This window comes from Bradyrhizobium mercantei, from assembly GCF_001982635.1.
Classification (GTDB): domain Bacteria; phylum Pseudomonadota; class Alphaproteobacteria; order Rhizobiales; family Xanthobacteraceae; genus Bradyrhizobium; species Bradyrhizobium mercantei.
The window spans coordinates 814,775-829,644 of sequence record NZ_MKFI01000002.1 but is presented as its reverse complement, the minus strand read 5'-3'; the positions used below and the strand labels follow the sequence as shown (position 1 = coordinate 829,644).

At 66.3% G+C, this 14,870-nt stretch carries 17 protein-coding genes; 12 read left to right on the top strand and 5 right to left on the bottom strand.

The annotated features are described in order from the left end of the window. The first annotated feature begins 99 nt into the window (after nt 1–99). The 3 genes from BI327_RS11440 to BI327_RS11430 all read left to right on the top strand — a co-directional run bounded on the left by BI327_RS11440 (nt 100) and on the right by BI327_RS11430 (nt 2,206). Nucleotides 100–1,050 (top strand): hypothetical protein, encoded by a 951-nt coding sequence (locus tag BI327_RS11440; RefSeq protein ID WP_076860332.1) that lies wholly within the window; start codon nt 100–102, stop codon nt 1,048–1,050. A gap of 92 nt (nt 1,051–1,142) precedes the next feature. Next, complete coding sequence (locus BI327_RS11435) at nt 1,143–1,748, top strand: TetR/AcrR family transcriptional regulator (protein WP_076860331.1); 606 nt, start codon at nt 1,143–1,145, stop codon at nt 1,746–1,748. Further along, nucleotides 1,745–2,206, top strand: a complete 462-nt coding sequence (locus tag BI327_RS11430; protein ID WP_076860330.1) for a PaaI family thioesterase — start codon at nt 1,745–1,747, stop codon at nt 2,204–2,206. The genes BI327_RS11435 and BI327_RS11430 overlap by 4 nt, the downstream gene beginning before the upstream one ends. 49 nt (nt 2,207–2,255) lie before the next feature. On the opposite strand, the gene rplI is transcribed toward BI327_RS11430, so the two are convergent. The 4 genes from rplI to rpsF all read right to left on the bottom strand — a co-directional run bounded on the left by rplI (nt 2,256) and on the right by rpsF (nt 4,712). Further along, nucleotides 2,256–2,858: a 50S ribosomal protein L9 gene (rplI, locus tag BI327_RS11425; RefSeq protein WP_076860329.1), complete on the bottom strand. Its 603-nt coding sequence runs from the start codon at nt 2,856–2,858 to the stop codon at nt 2,256–2,258. 51 nt (nt 2,859–2,909) lie between these two features. Then, a complete protein-coding gene (locus tag BI327_RS11420; protein WP_347337672.1) occupies nt 2,910–3,821 on the bottom strand; it encodes a DUF2232 domain-containing protein in 912 nt (303 codons plus the stop codon). 177 nt (nt 3,822–3,998) lie between these two features. Beyond that, the gene (rpsR, locus tag BI327_RS11415) at nt 3,999–4,238 is read right to left on the bottom strand and encodes a 30S ribosomal protein S18 (RefSeq protein ID WP_016844287.1); all 240 of its coding nucleotides are present in this window, start codon (nt 4,236–4,238) and stop codon (nt 3,999–4,001) included. A 6-nt stretch (nt 4,239–4,244) separates the two neighbouring features. Then, a complete protein-coding gene (gene rpsF, locus BI327_RS11410) occupies nt 4,245–4,712 on the bottom strand; it encodes a 30S ribosomal protein S6 (RefSeq protein WP_021079846.1) in 468 nt (155 codons plus the stop codon). A 340-nt stretch (nt 4,713–5,052) separates the two neighbouring features. Here rpsF and BI327_RS11405 point away from each other — a divergent pair, with 340 nt between their 5' ends. The 9 genes from BI327_RS11405 to gmk all read left to right on the top strand — a co-directional run bounded on the left by BI327_RS11405 (nt 5,053) and on the right by gmk (nt 13,682). Continuing rightward, nucleotides 5,053–5,763 (top strand): TetR/AcrR family transcriptional regulator C-terminal domain-containing protein, encoded by a 711-nt coding sequence (locus tag BI327_RS11405; protein ID WP_076860327.1) that lies wholly within the window; start codon nt 5,053–5,055, stop codon nt 5,761–5,763. Beyond that, entirely contained in the window at nt 5,760–6,785 is a 1,026-nt protein-coding gene (locus tag BI327_RS11400; protein WP_076860326.1) for a fatty acid desaturase family protein, read from the top strand. The genes BI327_RS11405 and BI327_RS11400 overlap by 4 nt, the downstream gene beginning before the upstream one ends. A gap of 237 nt (nt 6,786–7,022) precedes the next feature. Further along, nucleotides 7,023–7,973, top strand: a complete 951-nt coding sequence (gene fabD / locus BI327_RS11395) for an ACP S-malonyltransferase (protein WP_076860325.1) — start codon at nt 7,023–7,025, stop codon at nt 7,971–7,973. A gap of 21 nt (nt 7,974–7,994) precedes the next feature. Continuing rightward, complete coding sequence (gene fabG / locus BI327_RS11390) at nt 7,995–8,732, top strand: 3-oxoacyl-[acyl-carrier-protein] reductase (protein WP_024581467.1); 738 nt, start codon at nt 7,995–7,997, stop codon at nt 8,730–8,732. A gap of 290 nt (nt 8,733–9,022) precedes the next feature. After that, the gene (locus BI327_RS11385; RefSeq protein ID WP_002716125.1) at nt 9,023–9,262 is read left to right on the top strand and encodes an acyl carrier protein; all 240 of its coding nucleotides are present in this window, start codon (nt 9,023–9,025) and stop codon (nt 9,260–9,262) included. A 96-nt stretch (nt 9,263–9,358) separates the two neighbouring features. Continuing rightward, on the top strand, nt 9,359–10,624 hold the full coding sequence (fabF, locus tag BI327_RS11380) for a beta-ketoacyl-ACP synthase II (RefSeq protein ID WP_076860324.1): 1,266 nt from the start codon (nt 9,359–9,361) through the stop codon (nt 10,622–10,624). 127 nt (nt 10,625–10,751) lie between these two features. Beyond that, nucleotides 10,752–12,011 (top strand): endolytic transglycosylase MltG, encoded by a 1,260-nt coding sequence (gene mltG, locus BI327_RS11375; RefSeq protein ID WP_076860323.1) that lies wholly within the window; start codon nt 10,752–10,754, stop codon nt 12,009–12,011. A 126-nt stretch (nt 12,012–12,137) separates the two neighbouring features. Further along, on the top strand, nt 12,138–13,025 hold the full coding sequence (locus BI327_RS11370; RefSeq protein ID WP_076860322.1) for a YicC/YloC family endoribonuclease: 888 nt from the start codon (nt 12,138–12,140) through the stop codon (nt 13,023–13,025). A 3-nt stretch (nt 13,026–13,028) separates the two neighbouring features. After that, entirely contained in the window at nt 13,029–13,682 is a 654-nt protein-coding gene (gmk, locus tag BI327_RS11365; RefSeq protein ID WP_076860754.1) for a guanylate kinase, read from the top strand. Between the two features lie 68 nt (nt 13,683–13,750). Here gmk and BI327_RS11360 read toward each other — a convergent pair whose 3' ends face one another. Next, nucleotides 13,751–14,794 (bottom strand): hypothetical protein, encoded by a 1,044-nt coding sequence (locus tag BI327_RS11360; protein WP_076860321.1) that lies wholly within the window; start codon nt 14,792–14,794, stop codon nt 13,751–13,753. Nucleotides 14,795–14,870 lie beyond the last annotated feature (76 nt).

The following is a 14,870-nucleotide window of genomic DNA, read 5'->3' as shown; positions in this document are numbered from 1 at the left end:
GCGCGCTTCCATTCGCGCGATAATCGGATAAAAGGTGACCGCCGCGGCCGATCCATCAGGCGCAGGCGGCGAATTTTCCGGAATCTGGAGACTTAAGGAATGTTGAGCCGAGCCCTCAGTCTGGCGACGGTGACGCTTCTGATTGGCTGCCTGTCAGCCGTATCGGCGCAAGCGCAAAACCTCGAGGCTGGCAAAAGTCCGTCCCAGATTTTCGCCAACACCTGCACGGCCTGCCACAAGAGCCCGCGGGGCCTCTTGAAGACCGTGCCGGCCGGCTCGCTGCCTGGCTTCCTGCGCCAGCACTATACGACGTCGAGCGACATGGCCGGCGTGCTCGCGTCCTATCTGATTTCCAACGGCGCCAACGATCCGCGCTACCAGGCCAAGGATCAGCCGAAGGGGGCCAAGGGCAGGGAAGGCCGGCAGGAGGCGAACCAGTCTCCGGAGCAGCCGGCCGAGCGTCCGGCCCGCCGCCACCAGCACCAGGATGCGGCGTCGCAGGACGGCGCCAAGGAAGGGGCAGCCGCGAAGCCCGAGGCCGACGGCCCGAATCCCGAAGCGCGTCCCACCCACCGCGGGCGGCGCATGGCGCGCCCGAGCGAGGCGCCGGAGGGCGCAAAGCCGGACGACGGCCAGACCCCGCAGGCCGCAGGCGAGGCCAAGCCGTCGCGGCAGAAGCACGGCCGTCGCGGTAAACCCGTCGAGGAGCCCAAGTCCGAGGACACCCCGAAGGGCGAGTCCTCCAGCAATGAGCCCAAGTCCCAGTCTGCCATCAAGCACGAGGAGAAGGGCGAGGCCGAGAAGCCGGCGAAGCCGGCCGCCCAACCTGATACGGCCAAGGTAGATGCGCCCAGGAGCAACGCCGGTAGCGAGCCCGTGCGGTCGGACCCGGTTCCGCAGGTCACGCCGGCGCCTGTCGCGTCCGAGCCGGCCGCTGCCGCGTCTCCCACGCCGGCGCCCGCTGCGCCGCCGGTGACCGCGACGGCGCCGCCTCCGCCGCCCCCGACGACGCCGGGCTCCGGTCCGCCGGAAGCGCCGTCCTCGAAGTAATCGCGAACGCCGGGCCGTGAGGTCCGGCGTATTCATTTGACCGTCGTTAGAGCGATGCTCTAGAGTGTTGATCTAGCCGGAGGTGAGACGAGGTGAGCACGGCACGGGAAGATCTGCTGGCGGCGGGGCTTGCGGTGTTCGACCGCGACGGCTTCGAGGGCGCGACGGTGGCCGAGATCCGCTCTCGCGCCCGCGCGTCGAACGGCAGCTTCTTCCACTTCTTCACCTCGAAGAAGGAGCTCGCCGGAACCCTGTTCCTGGAAATCCTGCAGACCTATCACGCCGCGATCATCACCTCGGTCGACGACCGGTGCGGTGCGCGCGAGGGCGTTGCGCGGCTGATCCGCGCCCATCTCGATTGGGTCGTGATCAACAGGCGCGAGGCGCGCTTCCTGTTCGAGATCTCGCGCAGTGAGTGGGGCGAGGAGGTGCGCGGCGCGCAGCGCACCGAGAATTCGCGGCTCACCGACGGCATCGAGCGCTGGCGTGCGCCGCTGCTCGCGCGCGGCGAATTGCTGCCAATGAGCGCTGTGCTGTTCTTCAGCCAGATCATCGGGCCGGCACAAATCTTCTGCCGCGCCTATCTGTCGGGCCGCCATCAGAGCGATCCGCGCGAACAGGTCGAGACGCTGATCGCCTGTGCGATCCGCGCGGTGGTGGCGCCGGGTGCGCCGGAGCGAGTGGGAGGAATGTCATGAGCGAGACCGATCCGGACTTCGCGCCGATCGAAACGCGCATTCGCGACAATGTCGGTCGTCAGGGCTTTATGGGGCTCGTCGGCGCCGAGGTGGCCGAGCTGTCGCGCGGTGCGTGCACGCTCGCGGTCGACCGGCGGCCCGAGCTGTTGCAGCAGCACGGCCTGTTTCACGGCGGGGTGACGGCGTTCCTGGTCGACAACGCCACCACGATCGCGGCGGCGACGTCGCGCGGCCAGCCGGCGCTGACGGCCGAATATAAATTGAATCTGCTGTCGCCGGCGTCGGGCGATCGGCTGATCTGCCGGGCGCGGGTGATCAAGCCGGGACGTCAGGTCGCCGTCGTTGCGGCCGACGTGTTCTGCATCATCGACGGCAAGGAGAAGCACACCGCGACCGCGCTGGCGTCGATTGCGATGCTCGACGATCAGGCGGCGGCACGAATCCAAAGCCCGGCCTGATGAGGGCCGGGCTTCGTAGCGTGTCTTCGGTTGGACGAGGGCGAGAAGCTTACTTCTCTTCGGCAGCCGGAGCCGGTGCGGCTTCGTCGTCGTGCTGGGCTTCCGGATCGAAGAACTCGCCGGCGGCGGCGAGCGCCTCGGCGGCCGCGTCCTGGTCTTCCTGGCGGGTCGAGATGTCCTCGCCGCGCTTGATGCGCTCGGCCTCTTCGGCGGAACGGGCGACCGTCACGGTGACGCTGGTTTCGACCTCGGGGTGAACGGCGATCGTCACCTTCTGCGCGCCGATCACCTTGATCGGCGAGTCGAGCCAGACCTGCGGACGGGACACCGTCACGCCGTCGGCGGCGAGCGCGGTGACGATGTCGCGCACGGTGACCGAGCCGAACAGCTGGCCGGACTCCGAGGCCTGGCGGATGATGATGATGTCGCGGCCGTCGATCTTCTCGGCGACCACGGCGGCTTCGCCCTTGGCCTTGATGTTGTTGGCCTCGAGCTCGGCCTTCATGCCGTCATACTTGGCGCGGTTCGCCTCGGTGGCGCGCAGCGCCTTGCCGCGCTTGAGCAAGAAGTTGCGGGCGAACCCGTCCTTGACGCGCACGACTTCGCCCATCTGGCCAAGCTTGGCGACGCGTTCGAGCAGAATGACTTCCATTTTCGTTCTCCTTTAGATGCTAAGTACGGTTTTGAGTGGTTGGATTGAATCTCACTCCGCCGGCAGAGGCGGCGGCCTGGTTTGCAGATAGCGCTGGCGCAGTCCGAACACGGCGTCGGCGATGCCGAGCGCGGACATCACCAGGATCAGTCCGCTGAAGAGGAACATCAGCACGTAGGTAGAGGCGAGCCAGAACACCCGGTTGCTCGCCGACAGGGTCAGGATGTGCAGGACTGCGAAGCCGACGATCGCGTACGCGAGCAGCAATGCCACAGAGACCACTGTTGCGAGCATCGCAACAGTCCCGCCGACAAAGCAGAAGGCGATCGCGGTCGCCATGATCACGAGCGCGATCGGTGGCAACGTGACGCTTCGCAGATTGGGCCATGGCCGATGAAACCGCCCGGATGTCAGCGCGACCTTCGCCGCGAGCCACAGGTTCAGCGTCAGCCACAGGATCACATTGACCGGCAGCGCCACCGGGGCGAGGAACGCGAACAACTTTGCGAACTGATCGATCTGCTCGGCCGTCAGATCACCGTCGGTTCCGCGCACGGTTTCGCGCAACAATTGCCGAACGGTCTCGGCAATGCTTTGGGCGTCCGTGCCGAATACCAGCAGGATGGCAGTTGCTACGAGGACCGCGATGACCACGATCCAGAGAAGGATCCGGTCAACTGGATACCATTCCATATCGGATGGGTTGGCGGCATGTGCCGCGGCGGCGACCGGCCGACCGAGCATGGCAAGATGACCGAGCCACACCGCCGGCAAGAACACTGCTAGCGCGAATCCGATGCTGTGCGACCAACCGAGACCGATCGCCATCGCGCCGGTTGCGGCGATTCCGCCGACGACGGCGGCGACCGGACCCCAGCCAAGTCCGACAACCATCAGCGGGAGCGGAGCCAAATAGGCGAGCGGCAACGAGATCGCGGCGCCCGAAAAAATCGAGGCGAACATCAGCGCCGACGCGGCGCCGGCTGCGAGTGCAACGGTGAATATCGCGATCATCAGCTGTCCCGCCCCCTTTGAGCGGTTAGGGGTCCTGCTAGGAGAACCCCAACCATCGGCGACCGGACGACCCGGAAGCCTTATGAGAAGAAGCGGCCGGCGGCGTGTGCCGCCGGCCGGAAACGATTAGCGGATAACGTAGGGCAGCAGGCCGAGGAAGCGCGCGCGCTTGATGGCGCGGGCGAGTTCACGCTGCTTCTTGGCGGACACGGCCGTGATGCGGCTCGGCACGATCTTGCCGCGCTCGGAGACGTAACGCATCAGCAGCTTGGAATCCTTGTAGTCGATCTTCGGCGCATTCGCGCCCGTGAACGGGCAGGACTTGCGACGACGGAAAAACGGACGGCGGGCACCAGCATCAGCCATGATTCTTTACTCCTCGGTCGCAGCTTCTTCGTCGCGCGGACGGCGCGGACCACGGTCGCCACGGAAGCCACCCTCGCGGTCACCACGGAAACCGCCGCCTTCGCGGTCGCCACGGAAGCCGCCGCCACGGTCGTCGCGCTCGCGATCACGGTCGGCCTTGCGCATCATCGCGGACGGGCCTTCCTCGTGCTCCTCGACGCGCACGGTGAGATAGCGGATGACGTCTTCGTTGATCCGCTCCTGGCGCTCGATCTCGGTGACGACAGCCGACGGAGCGTCGATGTTCATCAGCACGAAATGCGCCTTGCGGTTCTTGTTCATGCGGTAGGTGAGGGAGCGCACGCCCCAGCTCTCGGTCTTGGTGACCTTGCCGCCGCCCTGTTCGACGATACCCGTCATCTGGGCCGTCAGTTCATCCACCTGCTGGGTGCTCGCATCCTGACGCGCGAGAAAAACATGCTCATAAAGAGGCATGGTTGTCCTTTCCTGTGTTGGCGCGGTTTCCGGCGACAAGCCCTTCGAGACCTTCGGAAAGGACTCGAGCTGCTCAGAAGGCGGGAGCACGGGACGACGGGCCGACTGGCCCTGCCACATCAAAATCAACGGGTGAATTTGCTGAGACCGTCCGTTCAGCTCCCGGCCGGAGCCCACGAATGGCGCGCTTATACGGATTTTGGCCGCGAAAGCAAGGGTTCTCGGCCTGGCGGATTAGCGGGGAGGTCGTAGCCCGCAAGGCCATCAGGCGCAACTTTTGGGCGTTTTCTGTTGATTTCTTTGTTTGTATATCATACAAACATTGTCGGGAGGACGATCGATGGGTTCGGAGACCGCCAGCGGCATGCCTGCGCCCGATCCGAAGCACGCGGTTCGCGCGACACGGTCGGCGGGGCGCAAGATGCGCTCGCTGCTGCTCGATGCCGCCAGCCGCCTGTTCAAGGAGCGCGGGCTGTCGGGCACCTCGATCTCCGATATCGCTGCGGCTGCCGACGCCTTTCCGAGCCAGATCACCTATTACTTCCGCACCAAGGAAGCGCTGTTCGTCGAGGCCGCGAGCCGCGACATGCTCTATCTCGCGCGCGCGACCGAGCAGGCGGCCCTCGAGGCGCACACGCCGCGGGATTACACGCACGCTTTGGCCGAGACCGTGACGGCGACCGACACGGTCGCTTTCTTCGCGGAGGCGCTGACGCTGACGCGGCGCCGGCAGGACCTCGCACCACTGGTCGAACGCACCATCGAACGTCTGCACAGCGAAGGCGCGCGCGCCTATGCGGGCCAGGTCGAGCGGCATGGCTGGCGCTCGCTGCGCGCCCCCGAGGAAAGCTCGCGGCGCTTCTGGGCGATTGCGATCGGCGTGATCGTCGAAGGTTTCGCCATGGGCCGCGGCTCCGACGAAATGTGCCGCGAATTGCTGCGCGCACTCGGCGAGCAGGCAACCGCGGCCTCGGCAAATGACGGATCGCGGCTGCGCCTGGTCGGCGATCGCGATCATTCACCCTCAACGGACGGGGAGACAGGCTCATGACCGCGCTTCGCATGCGTGCTCGCGATTTCCTGACCGAAGACGAACTGGTGTCCGTGCGCGAGCGCGCGACGTGGAAGGGCGTGGCCCTGATCGTGCACGCCTGGGCGCTGATCCTGGGCGCGATCGCGCTGGTGGCGTGGTGGCCCAATCCGCTGACTTATCTGCTCGCGGTTGCGATCATCGGCTCGCGCCAGCTCGGGCTCGCCATCCTGATGCATGACGGCGCGCATGGCTGTCTCTCGGCGAACGAGGACACCAATCTGGCGCTGAGCCAGTGGTTCTGCGCCTATCCGATCTTCGCGGAAACCCGCGGCTATCGCCGCTATCATTTGCAGCATCACGCCCGCACGCAGCAGGAGGATGATCCGGACCTCGTGCTGTCGGCGCCGTTCCCGATCACGAAGATGAGCTATCGCCGGAAATTCTTCCGCGACATCACCGGACAGACCGGCTACCAGCAGCGCAAGGCGCAACTGCTCAATGCGATCGGGCCGAAGGAGTGGCCGTTGTCGCGGCGCGCCGCCAATTTCTGGCAGAAGCTCGGACCGCAATGCGTCACCAATGCGCTGCTGTTCGCGGGCCTTGCCGCCGCCGGCGTGTGGTGGGCCTATCCGCTGCTGTGGCTGGTGCCGCTACTGACCTGGATGATGGTGATCACGCGCATCCGCAACATCGCCGAGCATGCCGTCGTGCCCGACAGCGCAGACCCCTTGCGCAACACCCGCACCACGCGGGCAAATATCCTCGAGCGGCTGTTCATCGCGCCGTATTACGTGAACTATCACCTCGAGCATCATCTGCTGTTCTACGTGCCCTGCTACAACCTGCCGCGCGTCCACCGCATCCTGAGCGGAAGCCGCTATGCGGAACGGATGGAGGTGCAGCCGGGCTACGCCGCCGTGCTGCGGCTGGCGACGGCGAGGCCCGCCCACGAGGATCGTCCGGGGCAATTGGTCAACAGCGCACGCCGGGCGAGGGCCGGGGGCAAGGTTAACGCCGACCAGAATGCCGGTGGATTCTAGGGCCCGAACCCGCCCGGCATCCCCAGGGTTCCGCCTGCGCGGCTTGACATAGCGCCCCCCATCAGTGTCTTACGGCCCGGTTCGAGGCCGGTTGCAAGTCTTGGTTGCCAAGACTTGGTTGCAGGGATTGGCCCGGACCCGCTGTGGCGCGTTTAGCGCGAGGCGGATACCGTTTTCCCCTGCGGCAGGCGCGCGGCGCCTGCGCGGGGATCACGCTCAACAAGGTAGGGATCGCCGATGACGGCAGCATTTACGTTTCCCGGGCAGGGCTCGCAGGCGGTTGGCATGGGCAAGGCCCTGGCCGACGCCTTTCCGGTGGCGAAGGCGGTGTTCGACGAGGTCGATGCCGCGCTGGGCGAGAAGCTGACCGCGACCATCTGGGAGGGGCCGGCGGAGACGCTGCAACTCACCGAGAATGCCCAGCCGGCGCTGATGGCGGTCTCGATCGCCACCCTGCGCGTGCTGGAGAGCGAAGCCGGCTTCTCGGTCGGCAAAGCGGCCTTCGTTGCCGGGCACTCGCTCGGCGAGTATTCGGCGCTTGCTGCCGCCGGCAGCCTGACCGTCAGCGACACTGCGCGGCTGCTGCGCACCCGCGGGCTCGCGATGCAGAAGGCGGTGCCGGTCGGCGCCGGCGCGATGGCCGCGCTGCTCGGCCTCGATTACGAGGCGGCGGTCGCGGTCGCCAACGAGGCGGCGCAGGGCCAGGTCTGCCAGGCCGCCAACGACAATGGCGGCGGCCAGGTCGTGGTCTCCGGCGACAAGGCCGCCGTCGATCGCGCGGTCGAGATTGCCAAGACCAAGGGCGCCAAGCGCGCGATGCTGCTGCCGGTGTCGGCGCCGTTCCACTGCAAGCTGATGCAGCCGGCGGCCGATGCAATGGCAGAGGCGCTGTCCGGCGTCACCATCAAGGCGCCCGCGGCGCCGCTGGTGTCCAACGTGCTGGCCTCGGCCATCACCGACCCCGACGAGATCCGCCGCCGCTTGATCGAGCAGGTCACCGGGACCGTTCGCTGGCGCGAGTCGGTTGCCTATATGGCGGGGCAGGGCGTGACGCGGTTCTTCGAGATCGGCGCCGGCAAGGTGCTGAGCGGCCTCGTCAAGCGCATTGCGGACGGCGCGGTCGGCGTGTCCGTCGGCGGTCCGAACGATATTGCTGCGGCCAAGGATGCGCTGGCAGCGTCGGCTTGAAGCAGCCGGGAGGGGAATTCGATGTTTGATCTGACTGGCAAGACCGCGCTCGTGACGGGCGCAACCGGCGGCATCGGCGGCGCGATCGCGCAGGCGCTGCATGCGCAGGGCGCGACGGTGGCGATCTCGGGCACGCGGCGCGAGGTGCTGGACGGCTTCGCGGCCAAGCTCGGCGAGCGCGTTCACGTGCTGCCGTGCAATCTCTCGAGCAAGGATGATGTCGAGGCGCTGGTGCCGGCAGCGGAAGCTGCGATGGGTCAGGTCGACATCCTGATTGCGAACGCCGGTATCACCCGCGACAATCTGTTCGTGCAGTTGCGCGACGAGGATTGGGACGACGTCATTGCGGTCAACCTGACCGCGACATTCCGCCTGGCGCGCGCCGCGACCAAATTGATGATGCGCAAGCGCTTCGGCCGCATCATCGCGATCACCTCGATCGTCGGCGTCACCGGCAATCCCGGGCAGGGCAATTACACCGCCTCGAAGGCCGGCATCATCGGCCTGATCAAGACGCTGGGCGCCGAATATGCCAAGCGCGGCGTCACCGCGAACTGTATCGCGCCGGGCTTCATCAAGACGCCGATGACCGATGCGCTGAACGACAAGCAGCGCGAAACCATCCTGGCGAAGGTTCCTGCGGCGCGGCTCGGAACGCCCGAGGATATCGCTGCGGCAGCGGTCTATCTGGCCTCGAACGAGGCCGCCTACGTCACCGGACAGACGATTCACGTCAACGGTGGGATGGCCATGATTTGAGCTACTTACCGGCCTCTCGCAATGCGGCGAAAAGCCGTTTTCGGGAGCCGGTTCAGGCGTGTAGTCAAGGCTTTGGAAGTATGATAGCTGAACCCCCCGTGGATGGGCGAAGAACGCCATTGCAGGATTTTGAAACCCTGTATATTGGCGTGGCGACGCCTGCCGTTCGCCGGGGCTTTAGTCGGCTACGACCGGGCCGAATCAAGACTATGCGCGACTGAGTAATCGAGACGACCACGATGGCTCGTATCGTCTTGGGGTCGGGTCCAATGGAACAACGAGGTTGAACGATGAGTGAGATTGGCGAGCGGGTTAAGAAGATTGTGGTCGAGCACCTTGGTGTCGAACCCGAGAAGGTGGTCGATAGCGCGAGCTTCATCGATGACCTCGGCGCCGACAGCCTCGACACGGTCGAGCTCGTGATGGCTTTTGAAGAAGAGTTCGGTTGCGAGATTCCCGACGACGCGGCGGAGACGATTCTCACCGTTGGCGACGCGACCAAGTTTCTCGAGAAGAACGCGAAGAGCTGACGCCGATCGCGAAGTTGACGGGGCCGGACGGACCGTGATCGAGCGGTCCCCCGGCTTCTTATTATCAGCCGCGCATTGCTGGCCGGAGACGTGGAAATGAGACGAGTTGTCGTCACGGGGCTGGGCATGCTTACACCGCTCGGCTGCGGCGTTGACGCAACTTGGGCGCGTATCCTCGCCGGAGACAGCGGCGGCAAGAAGATCGACACGTTCGAAGTGTCCGATCTGCCGAGCCAGGTCGCCTGCTACATTCCGCGCGGCGACGGCTCCAACGGCACCTTCAATCCCGATCAGTGGATGGAGCCGAAGGACCAGCGCAAGGTCGACGACTTCATCGTCTACGCGATGTGCGCGGCCAAGCAGGCGCTCGACGATGCCGACTGGCATCCGAAGTCCGATGAGGACCAGTTCGCCACCGGCACGATGATCGGCTCCGGCATCGGCGGCCTCACCGGCATTGCCGAGACCGCGGTGCTCCTGAAGGAGCGTGGACCGCGCCGGGTCTCTCCGTTCTTCATTCCGGGCCGCCTGATCAATCTGGCATCCGGCTACGTCTCGATCGAGCACGGCCTGAAGGGCCCCAATCATGCGGTCGTCACGGCATGCTCGACCGGCGCGCATGCGGTCGGCGACGCGGCACGGCTGATCGGGCTCGGCGATGCCGAGGTGATGGTCGCGGGCGGCGCCGAATCGCCGATCTCGCGGATCGGGATCGCCGGCTTCTGCGCGGCGCGCGCGCTGTCCACCGGCTTCAACGACACCCCGGAGAAGGCATCGCGGCCCTACGACAAGGATCGCGACGGCTTCGTGATGGGCGAGGGCGCCGGCGTCCTCGTGCTCGAGGAATACGAGCACGCCAAGCGCCGCGGCGCGAAGATCTATGCCGAGGTCACCGGCTACGGCCTCTCGGGCGATGCCTTCCACATCACCTCGCCGCCGCCGGACGGCAATGGCGGCTTCCGCAGCATGAGCATGGCGTTGAAGCGCGCCGGCCTCGCGGCATCCGATCTCGACTACATCAACGCGCACGGCACCTCGACGCAGGTCGGCGACGAGATCGAGCTCGGCGCGGTCGAGCGTCTGCTCGGCAATGCGGCTTCCAAGGTTTCGATGTCTTCGACCAAGTCCGCGACCGGACATCTGCTCGGTGCGGCCGGCGCGATCGAGGCGATCTTCGCGATCCTGGCGATTCGCGATAATGTGGTGCCGCCGACCATCAACCTCGACAATCCGTCGGTGCAGACCGCGATTGATCTCGTGCCGCATACGTCGCGCAAGCGTGACGTGAATGTGGCGCTGTCCAATTCCTTCGGTTTCGGCGGCACCAACGCCTCCGTGATCGTGCAGCGCGTGACCAATTAGTAGGTCTTTAGAACTAGTCCACCGTTTTGCCGTATTCCGCGGTGACTCCTAATAGCGGGCGTATGCTATTGGCAGGGCAGGGGTTTGTCCGGCCACGATTCAACCGGCAGGATATTGGTTTGCATCGATGAGTGAGAGGCCGCCCATTTCACCGAGGAGTCCACGCGCAGCGCTGGAGCCCGAACAGGTCCCGCCGCCGCCCAAGCGTTCGGATCGCGCCCGCAATCCCTTCGTGATCGTCGGCAATGCCATCTTCACGATCCTGATCATCCTGATGATCGGCGCCGGCGCGACCTACTACTACGGCAAGCAGGCGCTGGAATCCCCAGGGCCGCTGCAGGAAGACAAGATCGTCAACATCCCGGCGCGTGCCGGCAAGCGTGACATCGCCGACGTGCTGTCGCGCGAGGGCGTGATCAACGTCAATCCGTGGGTCTTCATCGGCGGCGTGTTTGCGCTGAAGGCGAGCTCCGATCTGAAGCCCGGTGAATACTCGTTCCAGAAGAATGCCAGCCTGCGCGACGTCATCGCCACCATCGTCGACGGCAAGGTGGTGCAGCACGCCATCACCATTCCGGAAGGCCTGACCTCCGAGCAGATCGTGACGCGGCTCTCCGACAACGACATCTTCACCGGCTCGGTGCGCGAGATCCCGCGCGAGGGCACGCTGCTGCCGGAGACCTACAAATTCCCGCGCGGCACCACGCGCGACCAGGTGATCCAGCGCCTGCAGCAGGCGCAGAAGCGCGTGCTCGCCGAGATCTGGGAACGCCGCAACACCGATACGCCGCTGAAATCGCCGGATCAGCTGGTGACGCTGGCCTCGATCGTCGAGAAGGAAACCGGCCGCGCCGACGAGCGCAGCCGCGTTGCCGCCGTGTTCGTCAACCGTCTGCGCCAGCGGATGAAGCTGCAATCCGATCCGACCATCATCTACGGATTGGTGGGCGGCAAGGGAACGTTGGGACGCCCGATCAAGCGCAGCGAGATCACGCAGCCGTCGCCCTACAACACCTATGTGATCGACGGCCTGCCGCCGGGACCGATCGCCAATCCCGGCCGCGCCTCGCTGGAGGCGACCGCCAATCCGGCGCGCACGCGCGACCTGTTCTTCGTTGCTGACGGAACCGGCGGCCACGCCTTTACCGAAACCTACGACCAGCACGCCAAGAACGTCGCCAAGCTGCGCGCGTCGGAGAAGCAGATCCAGAACGACACCGTCGAGCCTGCGGATGATCCGGCACCGGCCGCCGCGGCGCCCGGGGCGGCCGACACCAATCCGACGGCGACGACGCCGCCGAAGCCCACCAATCAAAAGAAGCCGCCGCGCAGCGGTCGCCAGGGCGCAGCCCAGCAGACCACTTCGCCGCCCATTGTGCAGCGCTAGCTCTGCATTTCCGGAAGGTGGACGTAATTCCACTTTCACGGAAACCGTTTTAAGGTCGCATCGGCTGCCTGCGAGTCTGTTTGGCTCCGGGTGAAGCCATATCCTTCTGTTGGAGAGTTTTACGCGATGGCGCTGTCGAGCATGACTGGCTTTGCCCGAAGCCATGGCGCGAGCGGTCCCTACACGTTCGAGTGGGAGCTGAAGTCGGTCAACGCCAAGGGCTTTGACCTGCGGTTGCGGCTGCCGCCGGGCTGGGACGAGCTGGAAGCCCTGGCCAAGAAGCGCGCCGGCGAGCTGCTGTCGCGCGGCACCGTCTACGCCAATCTCACCGTCAAGCGCACCGATGCGGCGCAGACGATCCGCATCAATGAGGACGTGCTTGCCGCCGTCGTGAAGGTCGCGGGCACGCTGTCGCAGCGGATCGACGCGGTGGCGCCGAGCATCGACGGACTGCTCGGCATCAAGGGCGTCATCGAGGTGGTCGAGCCCGAGAGCAACGAGGACGAGGACAAGGCGGCGCGCGAAGCCGCGGCGATGGCCTTCGAGCAGGCGCTCGGCAGCCTCGTCGAGATGCGCCGCCGCGAGGGCGACGCGCTGGGCCAGATCCTGATGCAGCGGATGGACGAGATCGAGCGGCTCGCCAAGCGCGCCGAGACGGCGCCCGGCCGCAAGCCCGAGGCGATCAAGGCGCGGCTTGCCGAGCAGATCGCGGCGCTGCTCGAGACCTCCGATCGCTTCGATGCCGACCGGCTGAGCCAGGAGGCGATCCTGATCGCCACCAAGGCCGATATCCGCGAAGAGCTCGACCGCATCGCCTCGCACATCACCCAGGCGCGCGAGATGATCGGCAAGGGCGGCCCGGTCGGGCGGCGGCTCGACTTCCTGGCCCAGGAGTTCAATCGCGAGGTCAACACCTGCTGCTCGAAGTCGAACGACGTCGAGCTGACCAATACCGGGCTTGAAATGAAGAACGTGGTCGAACAGTTCCGCGAACAGGTCCAGAATCTGGAGTGAATGATGACGGCGCAGGGTTTTGACGGCGTTGAGCGGCGCGGACTGATGTTCGTCCTGTCGTCGCCCTCGGGCGCCGGCAAGACGACGCTGTCGCGCATGCTGATCGATCGCATGCCGGGCCTGCGGATGTCGGTGTCGGCGACCACGCGGCCGAAGCGGCCGGGCGAGGTCGAGGGCCGCGACTATTTCTTCGTCGACAAGACGAAGTTCGAGGCGATGGCCACGCAAGGCGAGCTGCTGGAATGGGCCACCGTGTTCGACAACCGCTACGGCACGCCGCGCGCGCCGGTCGAGGCTGCACTGGCAGCCGGTCAGGACGTGCTGTTCGACATCGATTGGCAGGGCACCCAGCAGCTGCGTGAGAAGGCCCGCGCCGACGTGGTCAGCGTCTTCATCCTGCCACCGTCGGCCGCCGACCTCGAAAAACGGCTGCACACCCGGGCGCAGGATTCGGAGGAGGTCATCCGCGGGCGGATGAACCGTGCCACCCACGAGCTGAGCCACTGGGCGGAATACGACTACATCGTCGTCAACCAGAACGTCGACGACGCCTTTGCCGAGGTGCAGTCGATCCTGAAGGCCGAGCGTCTCAAGCGTGAGCGCCGCACCGGCCTCACGGAATTCGTTCGCGGCCTGCAGCGTCAGCTCGAGAAATAGCCCCGCGCGATCGTGATGCGATCGCAAGGGATCGCATCACGTCTCATTCCCCTATTCCAGAACGAGCGCTAATTCGCCGCGCTGCGCGCCAGCCGCTGCAGCATCGCTGCGATCTGCTTGTTGTCCTGCTCGGTCTGATCCGGAGCACGCGCCGTCTCACGGCGGGGAGGCGGCGTCTGGGCGCTGCGAGCGACCGGCGTTTCAGCACGGCGCGGCGCGGCCTCCGACAGACGCAACGGACGATCGCGGCCGACGACCGACATCGGCGGCGCCGGCTCGGTGTGCAGCGAATCCCAGGGCGCCTGCCACTCGTCCTTGATCTCGTAGGGCGGCGTCCGCGTGCGCGTCAGGCGGAACACCAGCGCGCTGACGAGGCCGGCCAGCGCCAGGGCGCCGATCATCACGATCAGCAGCATCTGCGTCGAGGATGATTTCTCGACCGACGCCTCGGCCGTGGCGGGCGCGGTAGGTGCGGGCGCGGCCGCCTGTTGCGGCGTCGCATCGGCCTGCGCGACCACGGTCGGCTGGTCCGCGGCATGCCGGGTTCCGTTGGTTCCGGCCATGCTCGATGCATCCAGCCATCGGGCGTTGACCTCCGACGGCTGGGCGTTCGCGCCGGCGGGCGCGGCCGACACTGCCGGATCGGTCGGCGCCGGCGTGCCGGCGGCCTGTGCTGCATCGGGGCTTGCCACTGGCGCGGCGGCGGCCTGCGGCGAGGGCCACTCGGCATGGGCATTGGCGACGGATTTGCGCATCGCGGGCGGCGGCACCACAGTCGCCGGCTGGCTCTGGGGCGGCGCTGCGTCGGCCGTCGCGCCGTCGGGCGCGGCCGCCGGCTGCTGCTGCGCGGTCGTGGTCTTGGCAACCTTGTTCCTGGCGTCACCGAGGTACCAGCACTTCTTCTGGGTGCTGCGGTCGAGGTGATAGAACCAGTGGCTGCCCGCAGGCGCGGTTCCCTTCGGCGCGGACTGACAGGTGTCCGCCGTCTTGCTATTCGCGCTGTTGGTGCTCGCCGTATTGGCGGCGGTCTGGGCCATGGCGCCGGAGCTGGCGCAGGCCAAGAGGCTGGCGGCGGCAAGCGCCGCAGCGAATTTCGCTGAACGATTTGACATACACGTCCCCGGTATTTCTTTTTTTACGCAAACGCTGGTGAAACCAATCTCGGCAAAGAGTTGGGTCGCAATGCGC

What these genes read in the sequence shown, in the direction of transcription:
- fabD (WP_076860325.1), top strand. Translation starts at nt 7,023, where the DNA reads ATGACGGCAGCATTTACGTTTCCCGGGCAGGGCTCGCAGGCGGTTGGC.
- mltG (WP_076860323.1), top strand. Translation starts at nt 10,752, where the DNA reads ATGAGTGAGAGGCCGCCCATTTCACCGAGGAGTCCACGCGCAGCGCTG.
- BI327_RS11370 (WP_076860322.1), top strand. Translation starts at nt 12,138, where the DNA reads ATGGCGCTGTCGAGCATGACTGGCTTTGCCCGAAGCCATGGCGCGAGC.
- rpsR (WP_016844287.1), bottom strand. Translation starts at nt 4,238, where the DNA reads ATGGCTGATGCTGGTGCCCGCCGTCCGTTTTTCCGTCGTCGCAAGTCC.
- BI327_RS11420 (WP_347337672.1), bottom strand. Translation starts at nt 3,821, where the DNA reads ATGTTCGCCTCGATTTTTTCGGGCGCCGCGATCTCGTTGCCGCTCGCC.
- rpsF (WP_021079846.1), bottom strand. Translation starts at nt 4,712, where the DNA reads ATGCCTCTTTATGAGCATGTTTTTCTCGCGCGTCAGGATGCGAGCACC.
- rplI (WP_076860329.1), bottom strand. Translation starts at nt 2,858, where the DNA reads ATGGAAGTCATTCTGCTCGAACGCGTCGCCAAGCTTGGCCAGATGGGC.
- BI327_RS11385 (WP_002716125.1), top strand. Translation starts at nt 9,023, where the DNA reads ATGAGTGAGATTGGCGAGCGGGTTAAGAAGATTGTGGTCGAGCACCTT.
- gmk (WP_076860754.1), top strand. Translation starts at nt 13,029, where the DNA reads ATGACGGCGCAGGGTTTTGACGGCGTTGAGCGGCGCGGACTGATGTTC.
- fabF (WP_076860324.1), top strand. Translation starts at nt 9,359, where the DNA reads ATGAGACGAGTTGTCGTCACGGGGCTGGGCATGCTTACACCGCTCGGC.
- BI327_RS11440 (WP_076860332.1), top strand. Translation starts at nt 100, where the DNA reads ATGTTGAGCCGAGCCCTCAGTCTGGCGACGGTGACGCTTCTGATTGGC.
- fabG (WP_024581467.1), top strand. Translation starts at nt 7,995, where the DNA reads ATGTTTGATCTGACTGGCAAGACCGCGCTCGTGACGGGCGCAACCGGC.
- BI327_RS11405 (WP_076860327.1), top strand. Translation starts at nt 5,053, where the DNA reads ATGGGTTCGGAGACCGCCAGCGGCATGCCTGCGCCCGATCCGAAGCAC.
- BI327_RS11430 (WP_076860330.1), top strand. Translation starts at nt 1,745, where the DNA reads ATGAGCGAGACCGATCCGGACTTCGCGCCGATCGAAACGCGCATTCGC.
- BI327_RS11400 (WP_076860326.1), top strand. Translation starts at nt 5,760, where the DNA reads ATGACCGCGCTTCGCATGCGTGCTCGCGATTTCCTGACCGAAGACGAA.
- BI327_RS11360 (WP_076860321.1), bottom strand. Translation starts at nt 14,794, where the DNA reads ATGTCAAATCGTTCAGCGAAATTCGCTGCGGCGCTTGCCGCCGCCAGC.